The organism is Hymenobacter monticola (genome assembly GCF_022811645.1).
Classification (GTDB): Bacteria; Bacteroidota; Bacteroidia; order Cytophagales; family Hymenobacteraceae; genus Hymenobacter; species Hymenobacter monticola.
Genome location: NZ_CP094534.1, coordinates 5,246,857 through 5,267,513, shown reverse-complemented (window position 1 = coordinate 5,267,513; position 20,657 = coordinate 5,246,857). Strand labels below are relative to the sequence as shown.

The 20,657-nt window shown below is 64.8% G+C and carries 10 protein-coding genes; 8 read left to right on the top strand and 2 right to left on the bottom strand.

The annotated features are described in order from the left end of the window. Window positions 1–37 precede the first annotated feature (37 nt). The 8 genes from MTP16_RS22110 to MTP16_RS22075 all read left to right on the top strand — a co-directional run bounded on the left by MTP16_RS22110 (window position 38) and on the right by MTP16_RS22075 (window position 18,235). Window positions 38–3,025 (top strand): tail fiber domain-containing protein, encoded by a 2,988-nt coding sequence (locus MTP16_RS22110; protein WP_243514075.1) that lies wholly within the window; start codon window positions 38–40, stop codon window positions 3,023–3,025. Between the two features lie 59 nt (window positions 3,026–3,084). Then, the gene (locus tag MTP16_RS22105; protein WP_243514066.1) at window positions 3,085–3,600 is read left to right on the top strand and encodes a lipocalin family protein; all 516 of its coding nucleotides are present in this window, start codon (window positions 3,085–3,087) and stop codon (window positions 3,598–3,600) included. Window positions 3,601–3,681: 81 nt separating this feature from the next. Continuing rightward, on the top strand, window positions 3,682–4,230 hold the full coding sequence (locus MTP16_RS22100) for a DUF6252 family protein (protein ID WP_243514065.1): 549 nt from the start codon (window positions 3,682–3,684) through the stop codon (window positions 4,228–4,230). A 280-nt stretch (window positions 4,231–4,510) separates the two neighbouring features. After that, window positions 4,511–6,238 carry a hypothetical protein gene (locus MTP16_RS22095; protein WP_243514062.1) on the top strand — a complete coding sequence of 576 codons (1,728 nt, stop codon included), beginning with the start codon at window positions 4,511–4,513 and terminating at the stop codon, window positions 6,236–6,238. Window positions 6,239–6,406: 168 nt separating this feature from the next. After that, window positions 6,407–12,553, top strand: a complete 6,147-nt coding sequence (locus tag MTP16_RS22090) for a carboxypeptidase regulatory-like domain-containing protein (RefSeq protein WP_243514060.1) — start codon at window positions 6,407–6,409, stop codon at window positions 12,551–12,553. Between the two features lie 186 nt (window positions 12,554–12,739). Beyond that, a complete protein-coding gene (locus MTP16_RS22085; protein WP_243514057.1) occupies window positions 12,740–14,809 on the top strand; it encodes a fibronectin type III domain-containing protein in 2,070 nt (689 codons plus the stop codon). Between the two features lie 30 nt (window positions 14,810–14,839). Beyond that, complete coding sequence (locus MTP16_RS25950; RefSeq protein WP_262922651.1) at window positions 14,840–15,928, top strand: OmpA family protein; 1,089 nt, start codon at window positions 14,840–14,842, stop codon at window positions 15,926–15,928. Between the two features lie 60 nt (window positions 15,929–15,988). Further along, the gene (locus tag MTP16_RS22075; protein ID WP_243514054.1) at window positions 15,989–18,235 is read left to right on the top strand and encodes a beta strand repeat-containing protein; all 2,247 of its coding nucleotides are present in this window, start codon (window positions 15,989–15,991) and stop codon (window positions 18,233–18,235) included. Window positions 18,236–18,473: 238 nt separating this feature from the next. On the opposite strand, the gene MTP16_RS22070 is transcribed toward MTP16_RS22075, so the two are convergent. Both MTP16_RS22070 and tig read right to left on the bottom strand, forming a co-directional pair. Then, complete coding sequence (locus MTP16_RS22070; RefSeq protein WP_262895439.1) at window positions 18,474–19,181, bottom strand: ClpP family protease; 708 nt, start codon at window positions 19,179–19,181, stop codon at window positions 18,474–18,476. A 140-nt stretch (window positions 19,182–19,321) separates the two neighbouring features. Continuing rightward, a complete protein-coding gene (gene tig / locus MTP16_RS22065) occupies window positions 19,322–20,644 on the bottom strand; it encodes a trigger factor (protein ID WP_243514051.1) in 1,323 nt (440 codons plus the stop codon). Window positions 20,645–20,657 lie beyond the last annotated feature (13 nt).

Sequence of the window (20,657 nt, the reverse complement as noted above, 5' to 3'; positions counted from 1 at the left end):
CCTGCGGCCCTTGGCACTCATCCTGTTGCATTTCGTCATGAAAAAGGCTTTTCGCACCGTCGTTTTTCTTTTCCTGAGTGCCGTCGCGCACCGGGCCACGGCCCAAATTGGCATCGGTACGGCTACGCCCGATGCCAAGGCAGCCCTCGATATCCAAAGCCCGAGCAATGGCACAGGCGTGCTCATTCCGCGCCTCACGGCGGCTCAGCGGACTGCCATTACATCGCCGCCACAGGGCTTGATGGTATACCAGACCGACGGCACCACCAGCGGCGGCGCCCAAACCGGCTTCTGGTACTACGCCGGCGCCCCTGCCGCCTGGGTGTTCCTGAGCCCGACGGCTGCTGGCGACAACTTGGGCAACCACATCGCCTCGCAAGCCCTGAACTTGCAGGGCAATGGCTTGGTGGGCACGGGGGCCAGCATAGGGACTACCGTGGGCGTGGGCGTGCGGGCTGATGGGGGCTTAAACCTGGGCCAGAACACCAACAACAACCTTTTTCTGGGCTACCTGGCCGGCAACGCCAACACCGGTACCAACAACCTTTTTCTGGGCAGGCAGAGCGGACTGAACAACACCAGCGGCAGCTACAACTATTTCAGCGGCTTCCAGGCGGGCTACAACAACACCACGGGCGCACAGAACCAATTCATGGGTACTGCCAGCGGGAACCTCAACACCACGGGCACCGAAAACCACTTCGACGGCTACCTCAGCGGGTTTCACAACACCACGGGCAACCAGAACCAGTTTGTGGGCAACCAGGCCGGTTTTGGCAATACCACGGGCACCCGCAACCAGTTCGATGGCTACCAAAGCGGCGAGAGCAACACCACGGGCATCAACAACTTATTCAGCGGCTACCAGGCCGGCACTGCCAATACCACGGCGGGGGGCAACCATTTGGTAGGCTACCAAGCCGGCACCGCCAACACCACCGGCGCCTCTAACCAGATGGAAGGCTACCAAGCCGGCTACGGCAACACCACGGGCAGCTTCAACTTGCTGCTGGGCCACCAAGCCGGCTACAGCAACAACACCAATTTCAGCCAGTTTATGGGCTACAACGCGGGCTACGCCAACACCACGGGGCCTTCCAACCTGTTCATCGGGCCGTATGCAGGGTTGAGGAACACGACGGGCGGCGCCAACTTGTTCATTGGGTTTAACGCGGGTTCCAACGTGACCATAGCCGGCGGCAACCACTTCGTGGGCTATGAGGCCGGAAAATTGTCAACCAACGGCATCTACAACCAGTTTGAGGGCTACCAAGCGGGCACCGCTAACACCAGCGGCAGCCGCAACTACCTGGCCGGCTGCAACGCGGGCGCGGCCAACACGACCGGCGACAACAACGTGCAGTTGGGCTACCTCACCGGTCAGAAAAACGACACCGGCGACGGCAACCTGAGCGTGGGCGCCGAGGCCGGCAAGCAGCTCCGCGGCGACGGCAACGTGAGCCTGGGCTTCCAGGCTGGCCAGGGCAGCCCCAACTACACCGTGACGGTGAGCACCGACAACGTGACGCTGGTGGGCACCCAGGCCGGCCAGGCCAACACCGGCGACGGCCTGGTGGCCGTGGGCTACCAGGCCGGCCAGAAAAACACCGGTGCCTACAACACCTACGTGGGCATCGCGGCCGGCCAGAGCGACGGCACCGGCAGCGGCAGCAGCAACACGGCCGTGGGCTACCACACCGGCCAGAATTTCCGGAACGCCAACAACGTGACACTGCTGGGCTACAACGCCGGGGCTGCCAGCACCACGGCCGGCTACAACACCTTTGTGGGGGCGCAGGCCGGCCTCACCACTACCACCGGCGGCGGCAATGTGTACGTGGGCGACGGGGCCGGCCTCTACAACACCACCGGCCGGCGCAACGTGGCCGTGGGCAGCACCGCCAACCGCGACGCCATCACCAACGAAGACAACACCGTGGTGGGCTTCAACGCCGGCTACAGCAACAAGGCCGACGACAACACCTTCGTGGGCAGCGAGGCCGCGCTGTATAACGTGAATGGAACGGCCAGCGTGTACGTGGGCCGCCAGGCCGGCGAGGGCGCCACCGGCAGCAACAACGTGGCGCTGGGCTACCAGGCCGGGGCCGGCATCAGCGGTAGCGGGTCGCCCAGCACGGCCGCCGGCAGCGTGACCCTATTGGGCTACCAGGCCGGCCAGGCCAACACCGCCAACGCCCTAGTGGCTGTGGGCTACCAGGCCGGCCAGAACAACCGGGGCGCGGCCAACCTTTTTGCTGGCTGGGGGGCCGCCCGCAGCAACACCACCGGCGACGGCAACTGCTACCTGGGTTGGCAAGTGGCCCCCAATGCCACCACGGGCCAGGACAACACCTTCCTGGGCTACCTGGCGGGCAACACACTCCGAACCGGCAATGACGTGACGCTGCTCGGCTACGGCACCGATGTGAGCGCCGTCGGCATCAGCAACGCCGCGGCCATCGGCTCGGGGGCTGTAGTGGGCGACTATAACACAATGGCCTTCGGCAACACTTTCGTCAACCGCTGGGTGTTTGGCCGCACCGGCGTCAGCGGCGCCAACGTGGCCTTGCAAGTGGGCAGCAGCGGAAGCAACGGCAACGGCGCCTACCTGAGCACCGGCGGCGCCTGGACCAACGCCTCCGACGTCAACCTCAAGGAAAACATCCAGCCCGTGGAGGGCACCCAGGTGCTGGGCCTCATCCGCCAGCTGCCCCTCTCGCGCTGGGCCTACAAAGGCACGAAGGGCGAAACCCACCTCGGCCCCATGGCCCAGGACTTCTACCGCCTCTTCCACCTCGGCGTCAACAACACCAGCATCAGCTCCATCGACCCGGCCGGCGTGGCCCTGGTGGGCGTGCAGGAGCTGGCCAAGCAAAACGACGCCCTGAAGGCCGAAAACGCCGCCCTCCGCCAGCAGCTGCAAGCCCTGCAAACCGGCCAAACCACCCTCGAAAGCCGCCTGGCCGCCTTGGAGCAGGCCACCCGCCCGGCCGCCCCGGCCCCCGTGGCCCAGGCCGCCCGCTAGGCCGGCTTTCGCTGCCTGATTTCATCTCAACCCATCCTTTTCACATTTCCCTTTTGCCCATGAAAACTTTTCGCTACCTGCTCCTGCCCACCTTGCTAGCCGTGGCCGTCAGTTGCAAAAAAGACAAAGAAGACGCCCCCGCGCCCTCCAAAACGGCCTTGCTCACGGCCGTTACCTGGAAGGGGAACAGCACGACCCTGGCCGTTGATGCCCAGAGCAATACCGCAGCCATTGGTTCTTCCAACCAAATTGGGTACAAGTTCAATACCGATGGCAAATCGGTGGTGACGTACAGCGACGGCTCGACAGGCCCCGGCACCTGGCTGCTCCAGAACAACGACTCAGAACTGGTGCTGAAAGACGGCAGCAGCGCCGCGCAAACCCGCAAGGTGTTTGAGCTCACCGGCCAAAAGCTGTCCATCGGCCGCAGCTTCGACAAGGCCGCTATTCAGAAAGTGCTCACCAGTGCTTCCGGGGCCGACTTCGAGCTGGCACTCATCATGGCCGGCAGCAGCAGCGTGAATTGGCAGAACGTGAACACGGTGCAGTATCAAATCAACTACACGCCCAAATAACGCATTGTTGACCAGGGCAATACTGCCAATCAGAGCCTGGGCCGTCTCCAAATTATTCCTTCTTTCCAATCCTCATTGACCATGAAAACGCTCCCTTTTCTCACCCGCTACTCCCTGTTGCTGCTCTGCGGCGCGGCCCTCGGCCTGTCGGCCTGCAAAAAGGATTCAACTGATGACGACGCCACGCCGACCGGCGACGGCACCGTGACCTGGACGCACAACGGCGTCACCTACACCGACTCCTACACGGCGGGCGCCATCGTGGACCCGGGCGACAAAATTTTCATCGTCGCCGGTTCCAAAGACCTTAATAACGTCTTGTCGATACCGCTGCTGGGCATCAACGCCAAAGGCAAGGGCGTGTACGACCTGCGCAAAGGCTCGGTGCTCGACGACTATTCCATCGGTTCCATCACCCTGAACGGGGCCGACAACAAATCTGGGGCGACCTACAGCACCCTCTACGGCCCCACCGCCAGCAACGGCACCGTCACGGTTACGGAATTCGACAAAAACGCCCAAAAACTCAGCGGCACCTTCTCCTTCACGGCCGGGGCCGTGCCCCTGGGCAACGGCAGCGGCACCCAAACCGTGACCAATGGCAGCTTCAGCATCCACAAGTTTCACTAAGAGACTGCCTATTAGCTGCGGATATAAAGCCCGCCAATGGCCGGCGCGGGACTGTGCCCCGCGCCACTGGCTTAATCAAAACAGTGCCGCAAATGTACCCCGCGCAAACGCGCACGCATTTGCAACAAACGCACACGACCGGGCACAAAAACAAATGCTTTTGCGGCAAAAACGAACGCGCTTGGGCGGGGCGCGGGGCTTGCTTTGCATCGTCTTCGTGCTGATAACCAGCGGCTGAGCTGGGCAGCCGCGGCCAACTTTCTTTTTTCTGCAACCGACTATGAAACACCTGCTACTCTTGCTGCTGGTCGCCCTGGTAGCCGGCAGCCCCGCCGCCCGGGCCCAGGACCTGGCCACCCTGGGCCAGCAGAAGCCCGTGACGCTGACCGGCACCCTCGACCTGCGCACCGTGCTCTACGGCTACTCGGGCAGCATCACGGCCCGGCGCAAGCCGGTGAGCTACGTGCTGAGTGGGCGCCCCACGCTCAACATCTACGGCGTGGCGGTGCCGCTGGAATTCGTGCTGAGCGAGCAGGACCGCGCCGTGCGCCAGCCCTTCAACCAGTTTGGCCTGAGCCCGACTTATAAATGGGCTACGGCGCACCTGGGCTACCGCAACCTCACGTGGTCGCCCTTCACGCTGGCGGGCCACACCATGCTGGGCGCCGGCCTGGAACTGAACCCCGGCAAGTTCCACTTCGGCCTGATGGTGGGCCGCTTTGCCCGCGCCACGGCCGTGGATGCCACCACGGGCCTCACGGCGCCGTTTGCGTTTTCGCGCCGGGGCTTTGCCGCGCGGCTGGGCGTGGGCACCGTCGATAAGTCCTTCATCGACTTCACCCTTGTGAAGGGCCGCGACGACAGCAGCAGCGTGAGCCGGCAAGACCGCCTGGCCGCCGGCCCCAACGGCACCCTGGTGCAGCCCGCCGAAAACCTGGCCCTGGGCGTGGGCACGCGCCTGGGCTTTGGCAAAAACAAGTATTGGTTTATCGACGGCGACGCGGCCGTGAGCTTGTTTACGCGCCGCCTGGGCAGCCGCTTGGTGCTGGGCGAAAGCACCCTGCCCAGCGCCGTTGATAACACCTTGGGCCGCCTCATCGACCTGAATGGCTCGACGGAGGCCTACACGGCCTGGCAGGCCGGCGCCGGCTACTGGAAAAACGGCCGCGGCCTGAAGGTGCGCTACCGCCGCATCTCGCCCGGCTACCAGAGCATGGGCGCCTACTTCTTTCAGGACGATGTGGCCAATCTCACCGTGTCGCCCAGCTTTGCGCTGTTCAAGCAGAAGCTGCGGCTCAGCGGCAGCTTCGGCGTGCAGCAGGACAACCTGCGCGGCCAGAAGCAGCTCACCAGCAAGCGGGTCATCGGCGCCGCTTCGGCTTCGGCTGATTTTACGGAGCGGTTCGGGGTCGATTTCAATTACAGCAACTTCACCACCGACCAGCAGCAGGCCGGCGCCGTGCAGGTGGCCGACTCCTTCCGGCTAGCCCAAACCACCCAAAGCTTCTCCATCGCGCCGCGCTACGTGCTGATGGGCGAGCACTACGGCCACGCCGTGCTGCTGAGCGTGGACCGCTCGACGCTGCGCGCCCTGGGCCGCAACGTGCTCGACAAGCTGGGCGAGTTCACGGCCCTCAACGCCTTCCTCAACTACCAGCTCACGCTGGTGGCCCCGCGCCTGACCCTGGGCGCCACCTACAACTACACCGAACTGGACCTCATGCAGGGCGTCGACCTCAACCAGGGCCTGCAGCTCTCGGCCGACCGGCCTTTCCTGAAGCTCGACGCCTTGCGCGTGGGCCTACGTGGCTCCTGGCTGGCAGCGCGCCGCTTCGGCGAGCCCGGCCGCATCACGGGGGCGGGCCTGCGCACCATCTACCGCGCCGGCCAGCACCACAGCCTCCGCCTCGACGCCGCCTACACCGCCCACCAGCCCAACCGCGACACCCCCATCAGCCCCCGCTACGCCGAAACCCGCGCCGAAATCGGCTACGGCTTCACGTTTTGACGGTTCGCCTGCACCAGCACCTTCTCCGAAGGAGGAGGGGGCACCGGACATACTTCTACTTAAAAAAACGCTTGGCTCCCCCTCTCCTTTGGGAGAGGGGGCCGGGGGGGGGAGGCCCCACGCTAGTGCCGCTAACACCTTCTGCAAAATCCCTAACCCTTTCACTATATGAAACCACGACTCCTCAACTTCCGCGGGCTGCTCTGGCTGCTGCCGCTGCTGCTCCTGGCCGTGGGCGCCCGGGCCCAGACGCCGGTGGTGCGCGTGACGGTGGTGCCGCTGCCGCCGTACTCGACGCACCTGAGCGACTACGCCGACCAGCCCAACCGCCTGCTCGTCACGCTCAGTAACACCAGCCGGCAGGCGGTGAGCTTGCAGCTGGCCGGCTCCATCACGGGCGACAACGGCGTAAGCGCCCGCACCCGGCCCGACGCCCGTTCGCCCCGCCCAGTGAACCTGGCCGCCCTGCAAACCCGGCAGCTCGACGCCGACGAGTTGGGCCAGCTGTTTGATGAGAACATGCTGACTTACACCGGGGTGACGGTGCAGGAAATCGTGCGCGGCAACGGGCTGCCCGAGGGCACCTATACCATTTGTGTGAAGGCGATGGACTACGCCACAGGCCGGCTGCTGTCGGCCGAGGCGCCGGTGGGCTGCTCGCGGCCTTTCGCGCTGCGCAGTTTGGAGGCGCCCTACATCATCCGGCCGCTGGCCGATGAGAACATCCGGCCCAACGCCCCGCAGAACATTGTGTTTACCTGGAGCCGGCCGGCAGGCGCGCCCGTCACCACGGAGTACGAGCTGCGCATCGTGGAAATGTCGGACTCGCGCCGCAACCCCAACGACGCCTTCCTGGCCGGCACCGTGCCGCCTCTGTTCGAGCGCACCGTGAGCGGGGCCACTGTGCTGCTCTACGGCCCCGGCGAGCCGGCCCTGATTCAGGGCCGGCGCTACGCCTTCGCCGTGACGGCCCGCGACACGCGCAACCGCACGGTGTTCCGCAACAACGGCCGCTCGGAGGTGCAGACATTTGTGTACGGCACGGTGCCGGCCGGCGCCCCCGCCACCGCCAGCACCCCCACCAAACCGGTGAAAACCGTAAAGCCCGGCGACGTAAAAACGACGCTGCCGATGACTACCATCAAGGGCCGGCTGGTGTGGGGCTTCCGCGCCAGTGAGGAAAAGTCAGGGCCGTCCTGGGCCACGACGACGCCCACGGCCGTTTTCGATGAAACCAACGGCGCTGTGGCCACCGTGCTGGCCGACCCCAGCTACGGGCCGGGCGGGGCCGGCATTCTGGCTGGCGGCGCCACCCACGCCAAGGCGGGCAGCCATGGCCCGACGGGTACGGGCAACACGCCAAGCGGAGGTAATGGCAGTGTTGGCGGTATCCTCGGCAGCAGTTCGAGCAGCGGAAGTAGCACTGGCAGCTTCAGCGGTGGGGGCGTAGGCAACAGCACGTTTGGAACTTTCGGCGGTGGCTCAGGAAGTAGCTCGGGTAGCGGCGGCAACAGTGGCGGTTCGGGCGGTAGCTCTAGCGGCGGGTTGCTGTCGGCCACCATCCCTAACCCGCAGAATGCTTTGAACAATGGCGGCTCGGCAAGCGGCGTGGCCTCGGTGCTGGGCGGCGGCGTCACGCTAGGTGCGGGTTTTGGCGGCGCTTCGGGCAGCTACAGCACGCCCGGGCAGCTGGGACAAATCGGCGCGGCCTTGAAACAGCAGATGCCCCAGTTTATGGGCAGCCAGCGCTACCCGCTAAGCAAAACCAAGGTGCGGCTGGTATTTGATTATAAGCCTATTGCCCCCAACCAGCCCGGCTATTCCGACAAAACCCTGAACGCCACTAAAAGCGTGGTGCTGGGCCTGGGCACCACCAATGCCAACGGCGAGTTCAGCATCAGCTACATGAATCCCGGCCAGTTCGACGAGGCCGGCGGCCTGGCCGTGCTGACGGGCTCCAAAACGAAAACCATTACGGCCATTCGGGTCGAAGTCGACAACCCGCGCTTCTACTCCGAGCCGGTGCCCTTCGCCGTGCCCGAGCCCAAAAACGGCGAATACGACCTCGGCGACGTGGCTTGCATGGCCAATTCCTACCGCCTGAAAGTGCAGCTGACCGATGGCAAGAACCCCATCACCAAGGGCGTGAAAGTAGAGCTGCTGCGCCCTACTAACTGGTACGTCAACAGCGCCTACGCTCGTCCCGAGGGTCAATTGCCCGAGGGCAAGCGCCCCGCCGAGGACTTCTTCGTGAACCTGACCAAGATAACTGAGGTGCCCAGCATTGGCGCTGATTTCACGCGCCTGCTGGCCAACGTGGGCTCGGTCGACGACGAGTACATCGTCCGCATCACCGGCGAGGGCTACCAGATGTCGATTACGACCTTGAAGGTGCAGCCGCCCGCCGGCCCCGCCAGCGACGGCGTGCTCACCGTGACCAAAAGCTACACCCTGACGCCCATGCCGCCGGTGGTGCAGGGCCGCGTGCTGCGCAAGCAGGACAACAGCCCTCTGCAGGGCGCTACCGTGCGCCTCTACCGCGGGCCCATGAGTAAGCCCGACCAGCAGCTCAGCACCGAAACCGACGCCAAAGGCCATTTCAGCATTGCCCTGAAAGGCAGTAGCATGCAGGAATGGACCCTGCTCGTAACCGGCACCGGCGTGGCTTCGAACTACGAGGAAAAACACCTCAAGCTGCTGAAAACCGGCCCGGCCGGCATCGTCAACCGCGACCCCATCCTGATTGACGCTACCCAGTATCCGCTGGCTGGCCGCGTGGTGAGCGACGAGGGAGGCTCCGGCGTGGCCGCAGCCGCCTTGCAATGGCGTTCGGGCGGCGCCCCCTTCACTGCCGACGACCAAGGCCGCTTCCTGGCCCTGCACCAGTCCGGCCCCGATACGTTGCTCGTGACCAAGCTTGGCTACCAGCCCCGCAAGGTGCCCGTATTTGTGGAGGGCGACGGCAAAACCAAATCCGGCAAGAAAAGCAAGGGCGCCGGCACCTACGATGTGAGTACGCCCGAAGGCCTCCAGCAGGCCGCCGTGGGCTTGTCCGGCGTTGTACAAGGCTTCCCAAGCATGCAGCCGGGCAACCTGAGCAGCAGCAGCGGCTCGGGCAACTCGGGCAACGGCAAAAAAGACAAAAACAAAGGAGGCAACGCGGCCAGCACCGTGCCCGTCACGGCAAGCATCGGCACGCAGTACAACCCCATGCCGGGCCTGAGCGCCGACCTCACCAACAGCTACGTTGACTTATTGCAGGGCGCGGGCGTAGGAAAGGGCGTGCCGGTAGGAGAGGGGCAAGACTTAGGCCTCATCACTCTCACCAAATCGGTGGGCCGCCTGCTGGTGACGGTGCTCGATTCCGCTTCAAAAAAGCCGCTGGCCAACGCTGAGGTGAGCTTTATGGATGCCTCGCCGGCCTTGAGCGCCACCGCCAATGCCAGTGGCCGGGCCTTCTTCGGCAAAGCGCCGGGCGGGCCCGTGACGGTGCGGGTGGCCGGGGCCGCCGGCAGCGCCGTGGCCTACGTGCCCAGCCTGACCGACGTGACCGTGGCCTCCAACGGCGACACCACTCGCTTGAGCGTGCGGCTGGCCCCCGGCACCCGCGTGGGCGGCAGCGTCACGAGCGGCGGTACGGCCGTGGCCGGTGCCAAAATCCGCGTGCAGGGCCGCCCCGAGCTGGAAGCCACCACCAGCACCGCCGGCACCTACGAGTTGGTGGGCGTGCCCGCCGGCCAATGGACGCTCGAAGCCACTAAGTCGGGCCTCGTGGGCCAAAGCAAAACCCAGGAATTCGCAGCCGGCGCCAATGCCACCCTCGATTTCGCCCTCACCGGCGCAGGTTTTGCCATCGACAAGCTGCTGGGCTTTCCTATTGAAATCAAGGAAGGTGGGCTGAAAATGGAGGCCGACACCACCCTCACCGGTGCCTTTGTGAGCTTGCCTGGCAACCCCGTGTTCGAGGCCGCGCCGGGTGCCACGCTGGCCTTCACCAAAGTGGCGGTGCGGCTCGATAAGTCGGGTGTGCTACGGCCCAAGGGCCAGACCTTCGTGCAAACCGACGCGCCCGAACTGTCCCTCAAAGCCTTCAAATTCCTGCCCATCCGCCTGAAAGCGGCCACCGGCCTGCGCGTGCTGATGCTGGCCGACAACCCTGGCCTGGGCAAGCTGGTGGGCCAGCCCGAAATCGACTTCGGTCCGCTGAACGGCGCCCTGGGCTGGGCCTTCCCGGCCGGCACCACGCAATACTTGAGCGACGTGGCCGGCACCGGCCCGGTGCCCGACCTGCCGGTGCTGGTGGCCGGCACGCCCACCCTGCCCACCAGCCTGCGCCTGCGGGCGGCCGGCAGCTCGGCTAGCCTCACGCTCTACGGCTTCAAGGCCACCATCGACCTGCAAAAAAGCAGCGTGGGCACCGACGGCCTGCACCTGAGCGGCGACGTGCAGCTGAGCGGCATTCCCGGCCTGGGCACCACCAAAGTAGGCATGCCCGAGCTCTGGCTCTCCACCAGCGGCGAAATCAAGAAGGCCGACCTCAGCTTTAGCCCGGCGCCCAGCGTGTCTCTGGGACCGTGGGGGCTCACGCTCTCGTCGGGGGCGCTGTCGGAGCAGGGCTTCAGCCTGGGCGGCAAGCTCAAGCTGGCCGTGCCCGGCTCGGCGCCTTCGGAGGTGACGTTCAGCAAGCTCACCATTGGGGCCAGCATGCTCTACGGCGGCTCGTTCACGCTGCCCAGCGGCGGGCTCGACGTGCTGAAGCTGGCCAAGTTCAAGCCGGTGGCGGGCTCGCCCATCAGCTTTGGGCAAGAGCCCGGCGGCGGGGCCTACATCCTCTCGGGCGGAGCCGTGACCAGCCTGGAGCTACTGAAAAAGGAGCTGACTATTAAGAGCTTCGCTGTGACCTCGGCGGGCAAATTCTCGGCCGAAGTACCCCTTGATTATGATGTAAGCTTCGCCGGCATCGCTACGCTCAAGCTCACCACCCTCAAGTTCAACACCATCGGCGAGCTGGGCATCGACGTGGGCGGCGGCGTGCAGCTCGACCTGCCTCTGGTGAAGGCCGAGGCCGGCGGCATCAAATACCGCCCCGGCAAGTCGCCCTCGGTCAACAAAATTGGTCTGCACTTCCCGTTGGCCGGCATCGGCGAGCTGGGCGGCAAGATTGAGTTTTTGAACAGCGGCTTTGCCGGCCAGCTGGGCTTCAACGTGGTGGGCGCCCTCAAGGCCGATGCCAGTTTCAAGTACCAGAAGGTGGCGGGCGACACGCAGTTCAGCACTTACCTACTGGCCAGCACCCCGCCCATTCCCGTGGGGCCGGGCGTGCTGCTCACCGGCCTCGGCGGCGGGTTCGAGTACAAGTACAAGAAGGTGACTTCCGTGACGATGAGCGGCATCATCGGCCTGGGCGGCGACGCCGGCCTGGCCCTGAACCCGCTGAGCGTGACGGTGGCCAGTGGCCCGGTCATCAGCGGCACGGCCAACCTGACGGTAGCCACCCAGAAATTCGCCAACGCCAGCCTGCTGCTCGACTTCCCCAACCAGCTGGCAGCCGTCGAAATCAAGGCCAACTACAGCCCCGTGCCCCTGGTGAGCACAGCCACGGCCGGCGCCAAGGTGGTCATCAGCGGCCGGCAGTACGACACCTACTGGATGATGGGCGTGTACGCCAATGCCAAGATGCTGGGCCTGCTCGACGTGAACGCCAACGTGCTGACGGCTTGGAACATGAATCGTGACAAGCACCCCGAGCACGCGGCCTACACCCAGTTCATCAACCCCGCCTACCTCACCAACGGCAACACCGTGAATGGCGCCCACCTGCTGGGCAGCACCTTCTTTGGCCGCACCAAGGAAAATGCCTGGAGCCGCAGCTTTGCCGACATCGCCAGCGGCAAAGTGTGGTTCTACAACAGCGCCAGCGTGAACCTGGATGCCAACTTCAAGAGCAATGCCTACGGCCTGGGCATCGCCAGCGGCTGGGGCGGCGGGGCCGATATCAGCATCGCCGGCAAGAGCATTGCCGGGGCCGACGTAGGCGCCGAGTACGCCGTGCACGGCGGCTACAATAATGCCGAGGGCTGGAATTTCGACGGCAAGGCCGGCGCCCACCTCACCGCCTGGTTTGGCGACTGCAGCGCGGCTTGCGCCAACAAAATCTGCTGGGGCGGCTGCTTCGACCCCTGCTGGCCCATCCCCTTCGCCGATGCCTGCGACGTGTGCCCCATCCCCGTGGGCGGCAAGGTGTGCGTGCATCCCGGCATCACCATGAGCTACAAGTCGAAAACCGGCGCCGTGGACGTGGGGCTGGATTTGTAATCCCTGACTTCGCCGGATGCCTAAACCTCACGGGACCCCGCCGGGGCAGCCCTTCTCCCTAGGATAGGGAACCTGACGAAAGCTGCAAATTCCGTCAGAGCCAAACCGGTGCCCCCTCTCCTTTGGGAGAGGGGGTCAGGGGGTGAGACGCCACATCCGCGCCCATCCACCTTTCTGCATCTCACCATGAAAAAGCTATTCCTCCTTCTAATAACCGCGCTGGCCTTGCCAGTTGTCGCCCAGGCCCAAGCTCAGCCCGCGCCCCGCAAAGGCCCCCAGCCCGAGCCGCCCATCTACCCCGCGCCCGAAGGCGTGTGGGTGGTCATCAGCGGCTCAGCGTTGAACCCCGACAAGCCCTCAGGCCGCCTGGTGGGCGCCCGCGTCTTCCGGGCCGATGCCGGCAGCAACAGCTATAAGGAAATCGGTCAGATTCGGGAAGCCGCTACCCTGGCCGACTTCCGTACCATTGCTGGCCCGCAGGCCATCGACGCGCTGAAAGCCACTCAGAGGCTGACTTCCGATGAGGCGGCCTGGGCCTTCATTCAGGCCCACCCCAACGTGCGCGACTACGGCCTGCAAGCCCTCGACATGCCCTTCCGCCAGGCCCTGGGCACGGCGTTTCTGGATGCCTCGGCTAAAGATGCCAAGCCTGGTACGCGCTACGCCTACCGGGTGCAGCCCATTTATGCCACCGCCGAGCTGAACAAGGCGGCCGAGGGCAAGTTTTTCGAGAAAACCGTGGAAATGGGCCGGCTCTCGCCGCTGCCACGGCCCCGCGCCAGCTACGTGCGCGGCCTCGATTCGGTGATGACCGTGCGCTGGGTGGCCCGCGCCCAGCCCGCTTCCGACCCGCTCACCACCGTGTACGGCCGGGTGTGGCGGCAGGGGCCGGGCGAGCGGGGCTTTAGCCTGGCCGCCGACCGTGTGCTGGCCAGCCGGGAGCGCGACTCGCTGTACTTCAACTTCGACGAGCGGGTGCGGCCCGAAAGCCTCTACCGCTACTACCTGCAGCCCCTCGACTTCGTGGGCAACCCCGGCCCGGCCTCCGACACCACCTACGCCCTGTCCGTCGACCCGCGCCGCACGGCCCTGGTAAGCGGCGTTTCGGCCCGCGACACGGCCGCCGGCATCGCCCTGGCCTGGCCCACGCTGCCAGCCAAGGGCTACTGGGCCGGCATCGAAATCCAACGCTCGCGCGACGCCCGCGGCAGCTACGTGCGCCTCGACACTGTGCCCGCCACCGCCACCGGCTACCTCGACACCCGCTTGCTGCCCAACGTGGCCTACCACTACCGCCTGCGCGCTCTGCTGCTGGGTGGCCGCACGCCCGACGTAGCCTCGGGCACGGCCATGGCGGCGCACCGGCCTACCAACGGCCGGTCGCCGCTGGCCCCGGTAGCCCTCAGCGGCGAGCCCGAAGGTCGCCACGTGCGCCTGCGCTGGCAGCCCGCCGCGCCCGACCTCAACCACGATGCCTACTTCGTGTACCGGGGCACCTCGCGGCAGGACTCGCTGGTGGTGGTTTCGCCAGCCTTGCACGGCAACACCACCACCTTTCTTGATACCACCGCCGCCAACGGCCGCCGCCAGTACACCTACGTGGTGCAGGCCGTGAACAAGAACAACCAGGCCAGCCCCTTTTCAGAGCCCGTAGCTGTGCAGCCCCAGCGCGCGATGACGGTAGTGGCCCCCTTGGGCCTGCAAGCCTACGCCGACGGCACCGCCCTGCGCCTGAGCTGGGACGATGCCGCCCGCCGCGATGCCGCCGTGGTGGCTTACCACCTCTACCGCCGCCCGGCCGCGCCTGAAACCGCTGGCAAAGCTGGCTTCAAGCTACTAACTGGCAACGCTGTGCGCGGCGCTTCTTACGAAGACGAAGGCCAGCCCGGCGAGGCATACCAGTACGCCGTAGCCGCTGTGGATGCACTGGACAACGAAAGCGCTTGGTCGCCGGTGGCCACGGTGCGGGTGCCGGCCGCGCCGCTGCTGCCGCCCTCACGCATGAATGCCCGCCCCGTGCCCGCCGGCCTGGAGCTGAGTTGGACGCACCCCGCTGTGGCCGTGCCCAAAGGCTACGCTCTCTACCGCCGCGCCCGCCAGGAAGCTAAGCCGCTGCGCCTGGCCACCCTCACGCCGGCCCAGACGCGCTACGTCGACCAAACCGCCAAGCCCGGCACGCTCTACATCTACTCCCTCTCGGCGCTGGGCGCCGCCCAGGAGTCGGCCCGCACGTCCGAAATCAGCGCCCGCCGCTAAATGCCAATTCGCTTTTTCAACACCTACATCATGCAACTTCTTCGTATTCCGTTGCTGGCCCTGGTCCTCAGCGCGCTAGCCTGCTCGTCCCGCAAAGACACCACTGCCGAAGTAGCCCACAAAGCCCCAGCCACCCCCGTAGCGACGGTGGCTGCCAAGCCTGCTGAGTCCGCCGCGCCCGCCCCCCCGGCGCCCGCCGATACTGCCCACGCCCCGGCGGCCCCGGCCGGTTTCGACCCGGCTTCGGTGCCCGTCGCCGCGCCCAAGCTGGGAGCCTGGCCTTATTTCTCGCTGCTTGATGGCTACCACAAGGGCACTGTCAAGGACCCCGAAATCAGCCACGACAAGTTCAACGGCTTGTTTAAGGATGTGGCTTTTGACCGCTACGAGTTTTTCGACGGCGTCAAGCTCATTCCTGTTGAGGGGCGCCTCACCACGTTTGAGGCGCTGGGCAAAGGGGCCTCGTTCTTTCAGGTGGAGAAAACCTACGAGAAGCTGGTGCACGACCTGGGCGGCGTGACGGTGTGGGAGGGCAACATGGAGAAATTCAAGGACTCCAAGCTGAAAATGGACGAGGAGCGGCACCGCGGCCGCTACGGCATGTGGGCCAGTGAGAAGGCCGGCGTATACATGGCCCGAACCCCCGACCGCGAAATCTGGGTGGAGGTGTACCAGCGCTACGACGACCCGGCCGGCTACTGGCTGACCGTGGTGGAGAAAAAGGCCCTGCCCATGCAAGCCTCCGTGCTGCCCGCCGCCGAGATGAAAAAGGCCCTCGACGCCACCGGCCACGTGGCCCTCTACCTCAACTTCGACACCGACCAGGCCACCCTCAAGCCCGACGCCCAGGCCAACATCGCTCAAATTATCAGCCTGCTGTCGCAAAATCCCGACCTGAAGCTGAGCGTCGAAGGCCACACCGACAACGCCGGCACCGCCCCCCACAACCAGCAACTCAGCGAGGCCCGCGCCCGCACTGTGGTGGCCAACCTCACCGCCCAGGGCATCGCCGCCGACCGCCTCAAAGCCGCCGGCTTCGGCCAGACCAAACCCCTGGCCGACAACGCCACCGATGCCGGCAAGGCCAAAAACCGCCGCGTCGAATTGGTGAAAATGTAAGCCCGTGGGCCACTGCTAGCTTTCCAAAGTCACCGGGTCACGCCCTATTTATTATTTGCCATGAAGCATTTATACCTCGCAGCTGCCTTGCTGGCCTGCTCGTCCATTACCGCCCAAGCGCAAGTAGGCGTGGGCACCACCACGCCCGACGCCAAGTCCGCCCTCGACATCCGGGCCACGGACAAGGGCCTGCTCATCCCGCGCCTGACGGCCGCTCAGCGCACCGGCATCACCAATCCGCCGCAGGGCCTGATGGTATATCAAACCGACGGTACAGCCAGCGGCGGCCCCCAGACTGGGTTTTGGTACTACGCCGGCACCGGCGGATGGGTCTACCTCGATGCGGCCAGCGGTGGCCTTTCTTTGCCCTATAGCGGTACTGCCAACACCGGAGGCACCGCCTTCGCCGTGGGCAACACCGGCGCGGGGCAAGCCCTGAGCGGCACCACCAGCGCCACGACTGCCGCGGCCGTGCAGGGCAACAACACCAACGCCACCAGCGGCTCGGGCATCGGGGTACTGGGCACCACCGTGAGCGGCTACGGCGTGCGCGGCACTGCCTCGGGCACCAACGGCTACGGCGTGGCCGGCATTTCCACCGACAGCCGCGGCGTGAGCGGCGCCTCCAGCAGCGGCGCCGCCCTGTACGGCCGCAGTACCACCGGCGTGTCGCTCCAGGCCCAGAAAGCGGGCGCCGACCTGGGCCGCATTGCCGAACTCACCAACACCAACGCGGCCAACGACTCCACGGCCGCTTACATCAGCACCGTCGGCGACGGCCCCGCCCTGCGCGCGGTGAACACAGCTACTTCGGGCCAGCCCGCCATCCGGGGCGTGAAGCAGGCCGCTGCTGCCGACGGCAGCGGCGTGGAGGGCGTTATTACCAGCGGCGCCAACGGCGACGCAGCCGGCGTGCGCGGGCTGGACCAAAGCGGCGGGAGTGTGGGCAGTGGCGTGCTGGGCATTACGGCGAGCGGTTTTGGCGTGCGCGGCATGGCCACCGACGGCTACGGCGTGTTGGGCAGCAGCACCAACGGGGCCGGCGTGTACGGAAGCACTCAGGCAAACTCCAGAAGTGTGGCGGGCGTGGTGGGCTCCGGCGGCTTTGGCGCCGACGGGGTGGGGGTATTGGGCAACTCCGCCAGCGGCTACGGCGTGCGCGGCGTGGTGACGAGCGGCGGAATTGGGGTGCAGGGTGTGGCCACCAACGTGTACGGCGTGAACGGCATCAGCACCAGCGGCGTGGGCGTATACGGCACCAGCAGCAGCAGCTACGGCGCACAGGGCAGCAGCACCAGCAACAGCGGTGTGTACGGGGTGACGGCGGCTGGCAACACCGGCGGCGTGGCCGGTGTGGAGGGCACCAGCACCAATAGTTCGGGCATCGGCGTGCTGGGCACAACCGCCAGTGGCTACGGTGTGCGCGGCGAGGCCACTGGCAGCAGTGGCTACGGGGTGAGCGGCATCGCCTCCGGCAACAACGGATACGGTGTCATCGGCACCGCTTCGGGGGGCGCTTCCGGCGTGTACGGCGGAGCCAGCGGCACGGGCCGCGCCGGTTACTTCAACCAGACAAACAGCACCAGCACGGCCAACGCCCTGGAAGTGCAAAACAGCAGCTTGGGCCAGACCGCCTTTTTCAACCAAAGCAACGCCAACAACATCGCCAGCGCGGTGGCGGTTACTTCCGCCGGCTCGGGTGCCGCGCTGGCGGTGCAGGCCACGCGGGCCAATGCGCCGGCTGCCACCTTCGACAATTCGGGCAGTAGCGCCACGGTCGACGTTGCCAACAGCGGCAACGCCGGCAGAAACGCGCTGACCGTCTCCAACGGAACAGGCGTTCAGGCCAGCGTCACGAACCAGGGCCGGGTGCTCACCACGAGCACCGGCGGGGCCAGCAACATGCTGCCCGTGGCCTACGGGCGCATTGCTGCCACGCTCGTGGCGGGCAACCTGTCCAACCCCACTTACGGATACACGAAAACCGCCGGCACCGCCAACTGGACGGTGGCCAGCAGCCCGCTTTCCGGCTTCCCGCGCATCACCTTCACTTCCAGCGACCTGTCTACCACCGGCGCAAGCGGCCTCGTGATAATCGCTGCCATCGGCAACGACCACTACCAAAGCGGCGATACCAGCGCGCCGGTGGCTTCCATCCTCTACAATGCTCCCCCCGGGGCGTTCGACGTGAAAGTGACCACCGCAACCGATAGCGAAATCCGGTACGGCTCCGTTTATTACTACGGGCCCAGCGTAAATCCTAACCTGACGGGCTACTCCATCAACTTCGTAATATACAAGCCTTAACTTATGCTCGGGTCAGGTTGGGCTCCACTCCCCACGCCGCCAAAAGGCTTCACCATACCTCCACCGGATGCTTATCCACCGGTTCCCGTACATGCCGCCCATAGCAGCAAAACAACGCCCTCACTGTTTCCTCAACGGTGGGTAGCCACGCACAAAAAAAAGCCCCTGCTCAGTTAGCAGGGGCTTCTTTGTAGCTAAACGAATCTGTGAAATCCGTCTAATCCGCAAAAACCGGAAATTACGCTTTTTTCTTCTCCAGCACCTCGTCAATCAGGCCGTACTCTTTGGCCTCATCGGCACGCATCCAGTAGTCACGCTCCGAGTTGTCGTAGATTTCCTGGTAGGTTTTGCCGGTGTGCTGCGCCAGAATGTCATACAATTCCTTCTTCAGCTTCAGGATTTCGCGGGCCGTGATTTCAATGTCCGTCGACTGGCCTTGCGCGCCGCCCGAAGGCTGGTGAATCATCACCCGGGCGTGGGGGAGGGCCGAGCGTTTGTTGGCAGCACCACCAGCCAGCAACACAGCGCCCATCGAAGCGGCCAGGCCGGTGCAGATGGTGGCCACGTCGGGGTTCACGTACTGCATGGTGTCGTAGATACCCAGACCGGCATACACCGAGCCGCCGGGCGAGTTGATATACAGCAGGATGTCTTTCTTGGCATCAGCCGACTCCAGGAACAGCATTTGGGCCGTCAGGATGTTGGCGATGTAGTCGTCCACGGCCGTACCCAGGAACACAATCCGGTCCATGATGAGGCGCGAAAACACGTCAATTTCGGCGAAGCGCGTGGGGCGCTCCTCAATCACCGAGCGGGTCATGCCCGTGGGCAGAATGAGGCCGCCGCGCGTCTGGCCTTCCACGTGTTGGATGTACTGGTCCACACCCAGGCCGCTGAGGCCCTGGTGCTTCACCGCAAACTTGCGAAACTCTTGTTTATTCAGCATTTGGTTGAAATGTGGCGCCGGCTTGTGCTTGCGCGGGTGATGGTTCTAAGACGGGCGAAGTAAAGGAATGTTGTCGGAACCCCAACAAAAAAGCCCCTACGTCACCGTAAGGGCTTTTCCAAAATCGAACCGCGCAGGGTTTAGCTGTGCAGGGTCCGGAATTCTTCGGCCGTTACGGGCTTGTCCGTAACAACAACTTTGCCGCGCAGGTTTTCCAGCACTTTCTCTGCCAGAATGGCCTCGTACTCGTTCACGTAGTTCTTGCCGTTCTCTTGCTTGAGGTACTGGTCGGCGTACTGACGCATCGACTCGCGCATCTCGTCGGGCATGTTCGGCATGTTGAACTGGCCCATGATTTTGTCAAGGGTACGCTCCACAATCTCGTCGTTGCTCACTTTCAGGCCGGCTTCTTCCACCACCTTGTTGCGAATCATGCTCCACTTCAGCTCCTTCTCGTAGTCGCTGTAGTGCTCTTCCACCGTCTCGGGCGTCAGTTTGCCCTCGTTGGCGCGCACCAGCCACTTCTTGAAGAACTCCGTGGGTACTTTGATTTCGGTGTTTTCCACCAACTGCTGCACAATGCGGTTGTTCAGTGAGCCCTCGGCCTCGCGGTCGTAGTTCTGCTGAATGGTCTCGCGCACCTTGGCATCAAACTCCTCTTGCGAAGAAACCGCCTCGGGGCCAAACACTTTGTCGAACAGCTCCTGGTTCATCTCGGGCGCCGCCGTGCGGTTCACCTTCTCCACGCTGAACTCGTAGTCGCCAGTGGCTTCTTCAGCTTCTTTTTTGCTCAGGCCGGTGAAGTTCGAAATCGAAGCCGCGTCGTTGCCGAAAGCCGCCTGCAGGTCGAACGTAATCACGTCGCCAGCCTTCTTGCCGATGAACTGGGCCTGGTCGCCCGTCACTTTGCTGATGGGCAGCAACACGGTGCGGCCTTCGCCTTCCTCGCCGGCCTTCTTGAATTTACCAAACAGGTAGTCGCCAGCTTCCGACTCGTCGGGGTTGGTCGTCTCGCCGTACTGGCGGGCAATCTGCTCGTTGGTTTGGGCCAGCGTCTCGTCGTCGAGGCTCACCTTGTGCAGCTCGGCGGTCAGTTCAGCCGGCAGCTGGAAGTCGGGCAGCAAGCCCAGCTCAAACTGGAAGCTGAAGTCCTTATCGGTATCGAAATCCACGTTGCTCGGCACGGGCAGGGGCTCGCCCAGCAGGTTGATTTTGTTGTCCTTGATGTAGGAGTCCACCGCTTTGCCCAGCATTTTGTTGATTTCCTCAGCCAGAATGCCTTTGCCGTACATCTTGCGCACCATGCCCATGGGCACCATGCCGGGGCGGAACCCCTTCAACTGAGCGCGCTTGCTGTATTCCTTAATCTGCTTTTCGACGGTGGGCGCGTAGTCGGCTTCGGTCAGGTGCACGGTCAGCAGCCCGGTCAGCTGCTCGTCGTTTTTGTCGAGGGTAATGTTCAAAACAGGAAAGCCA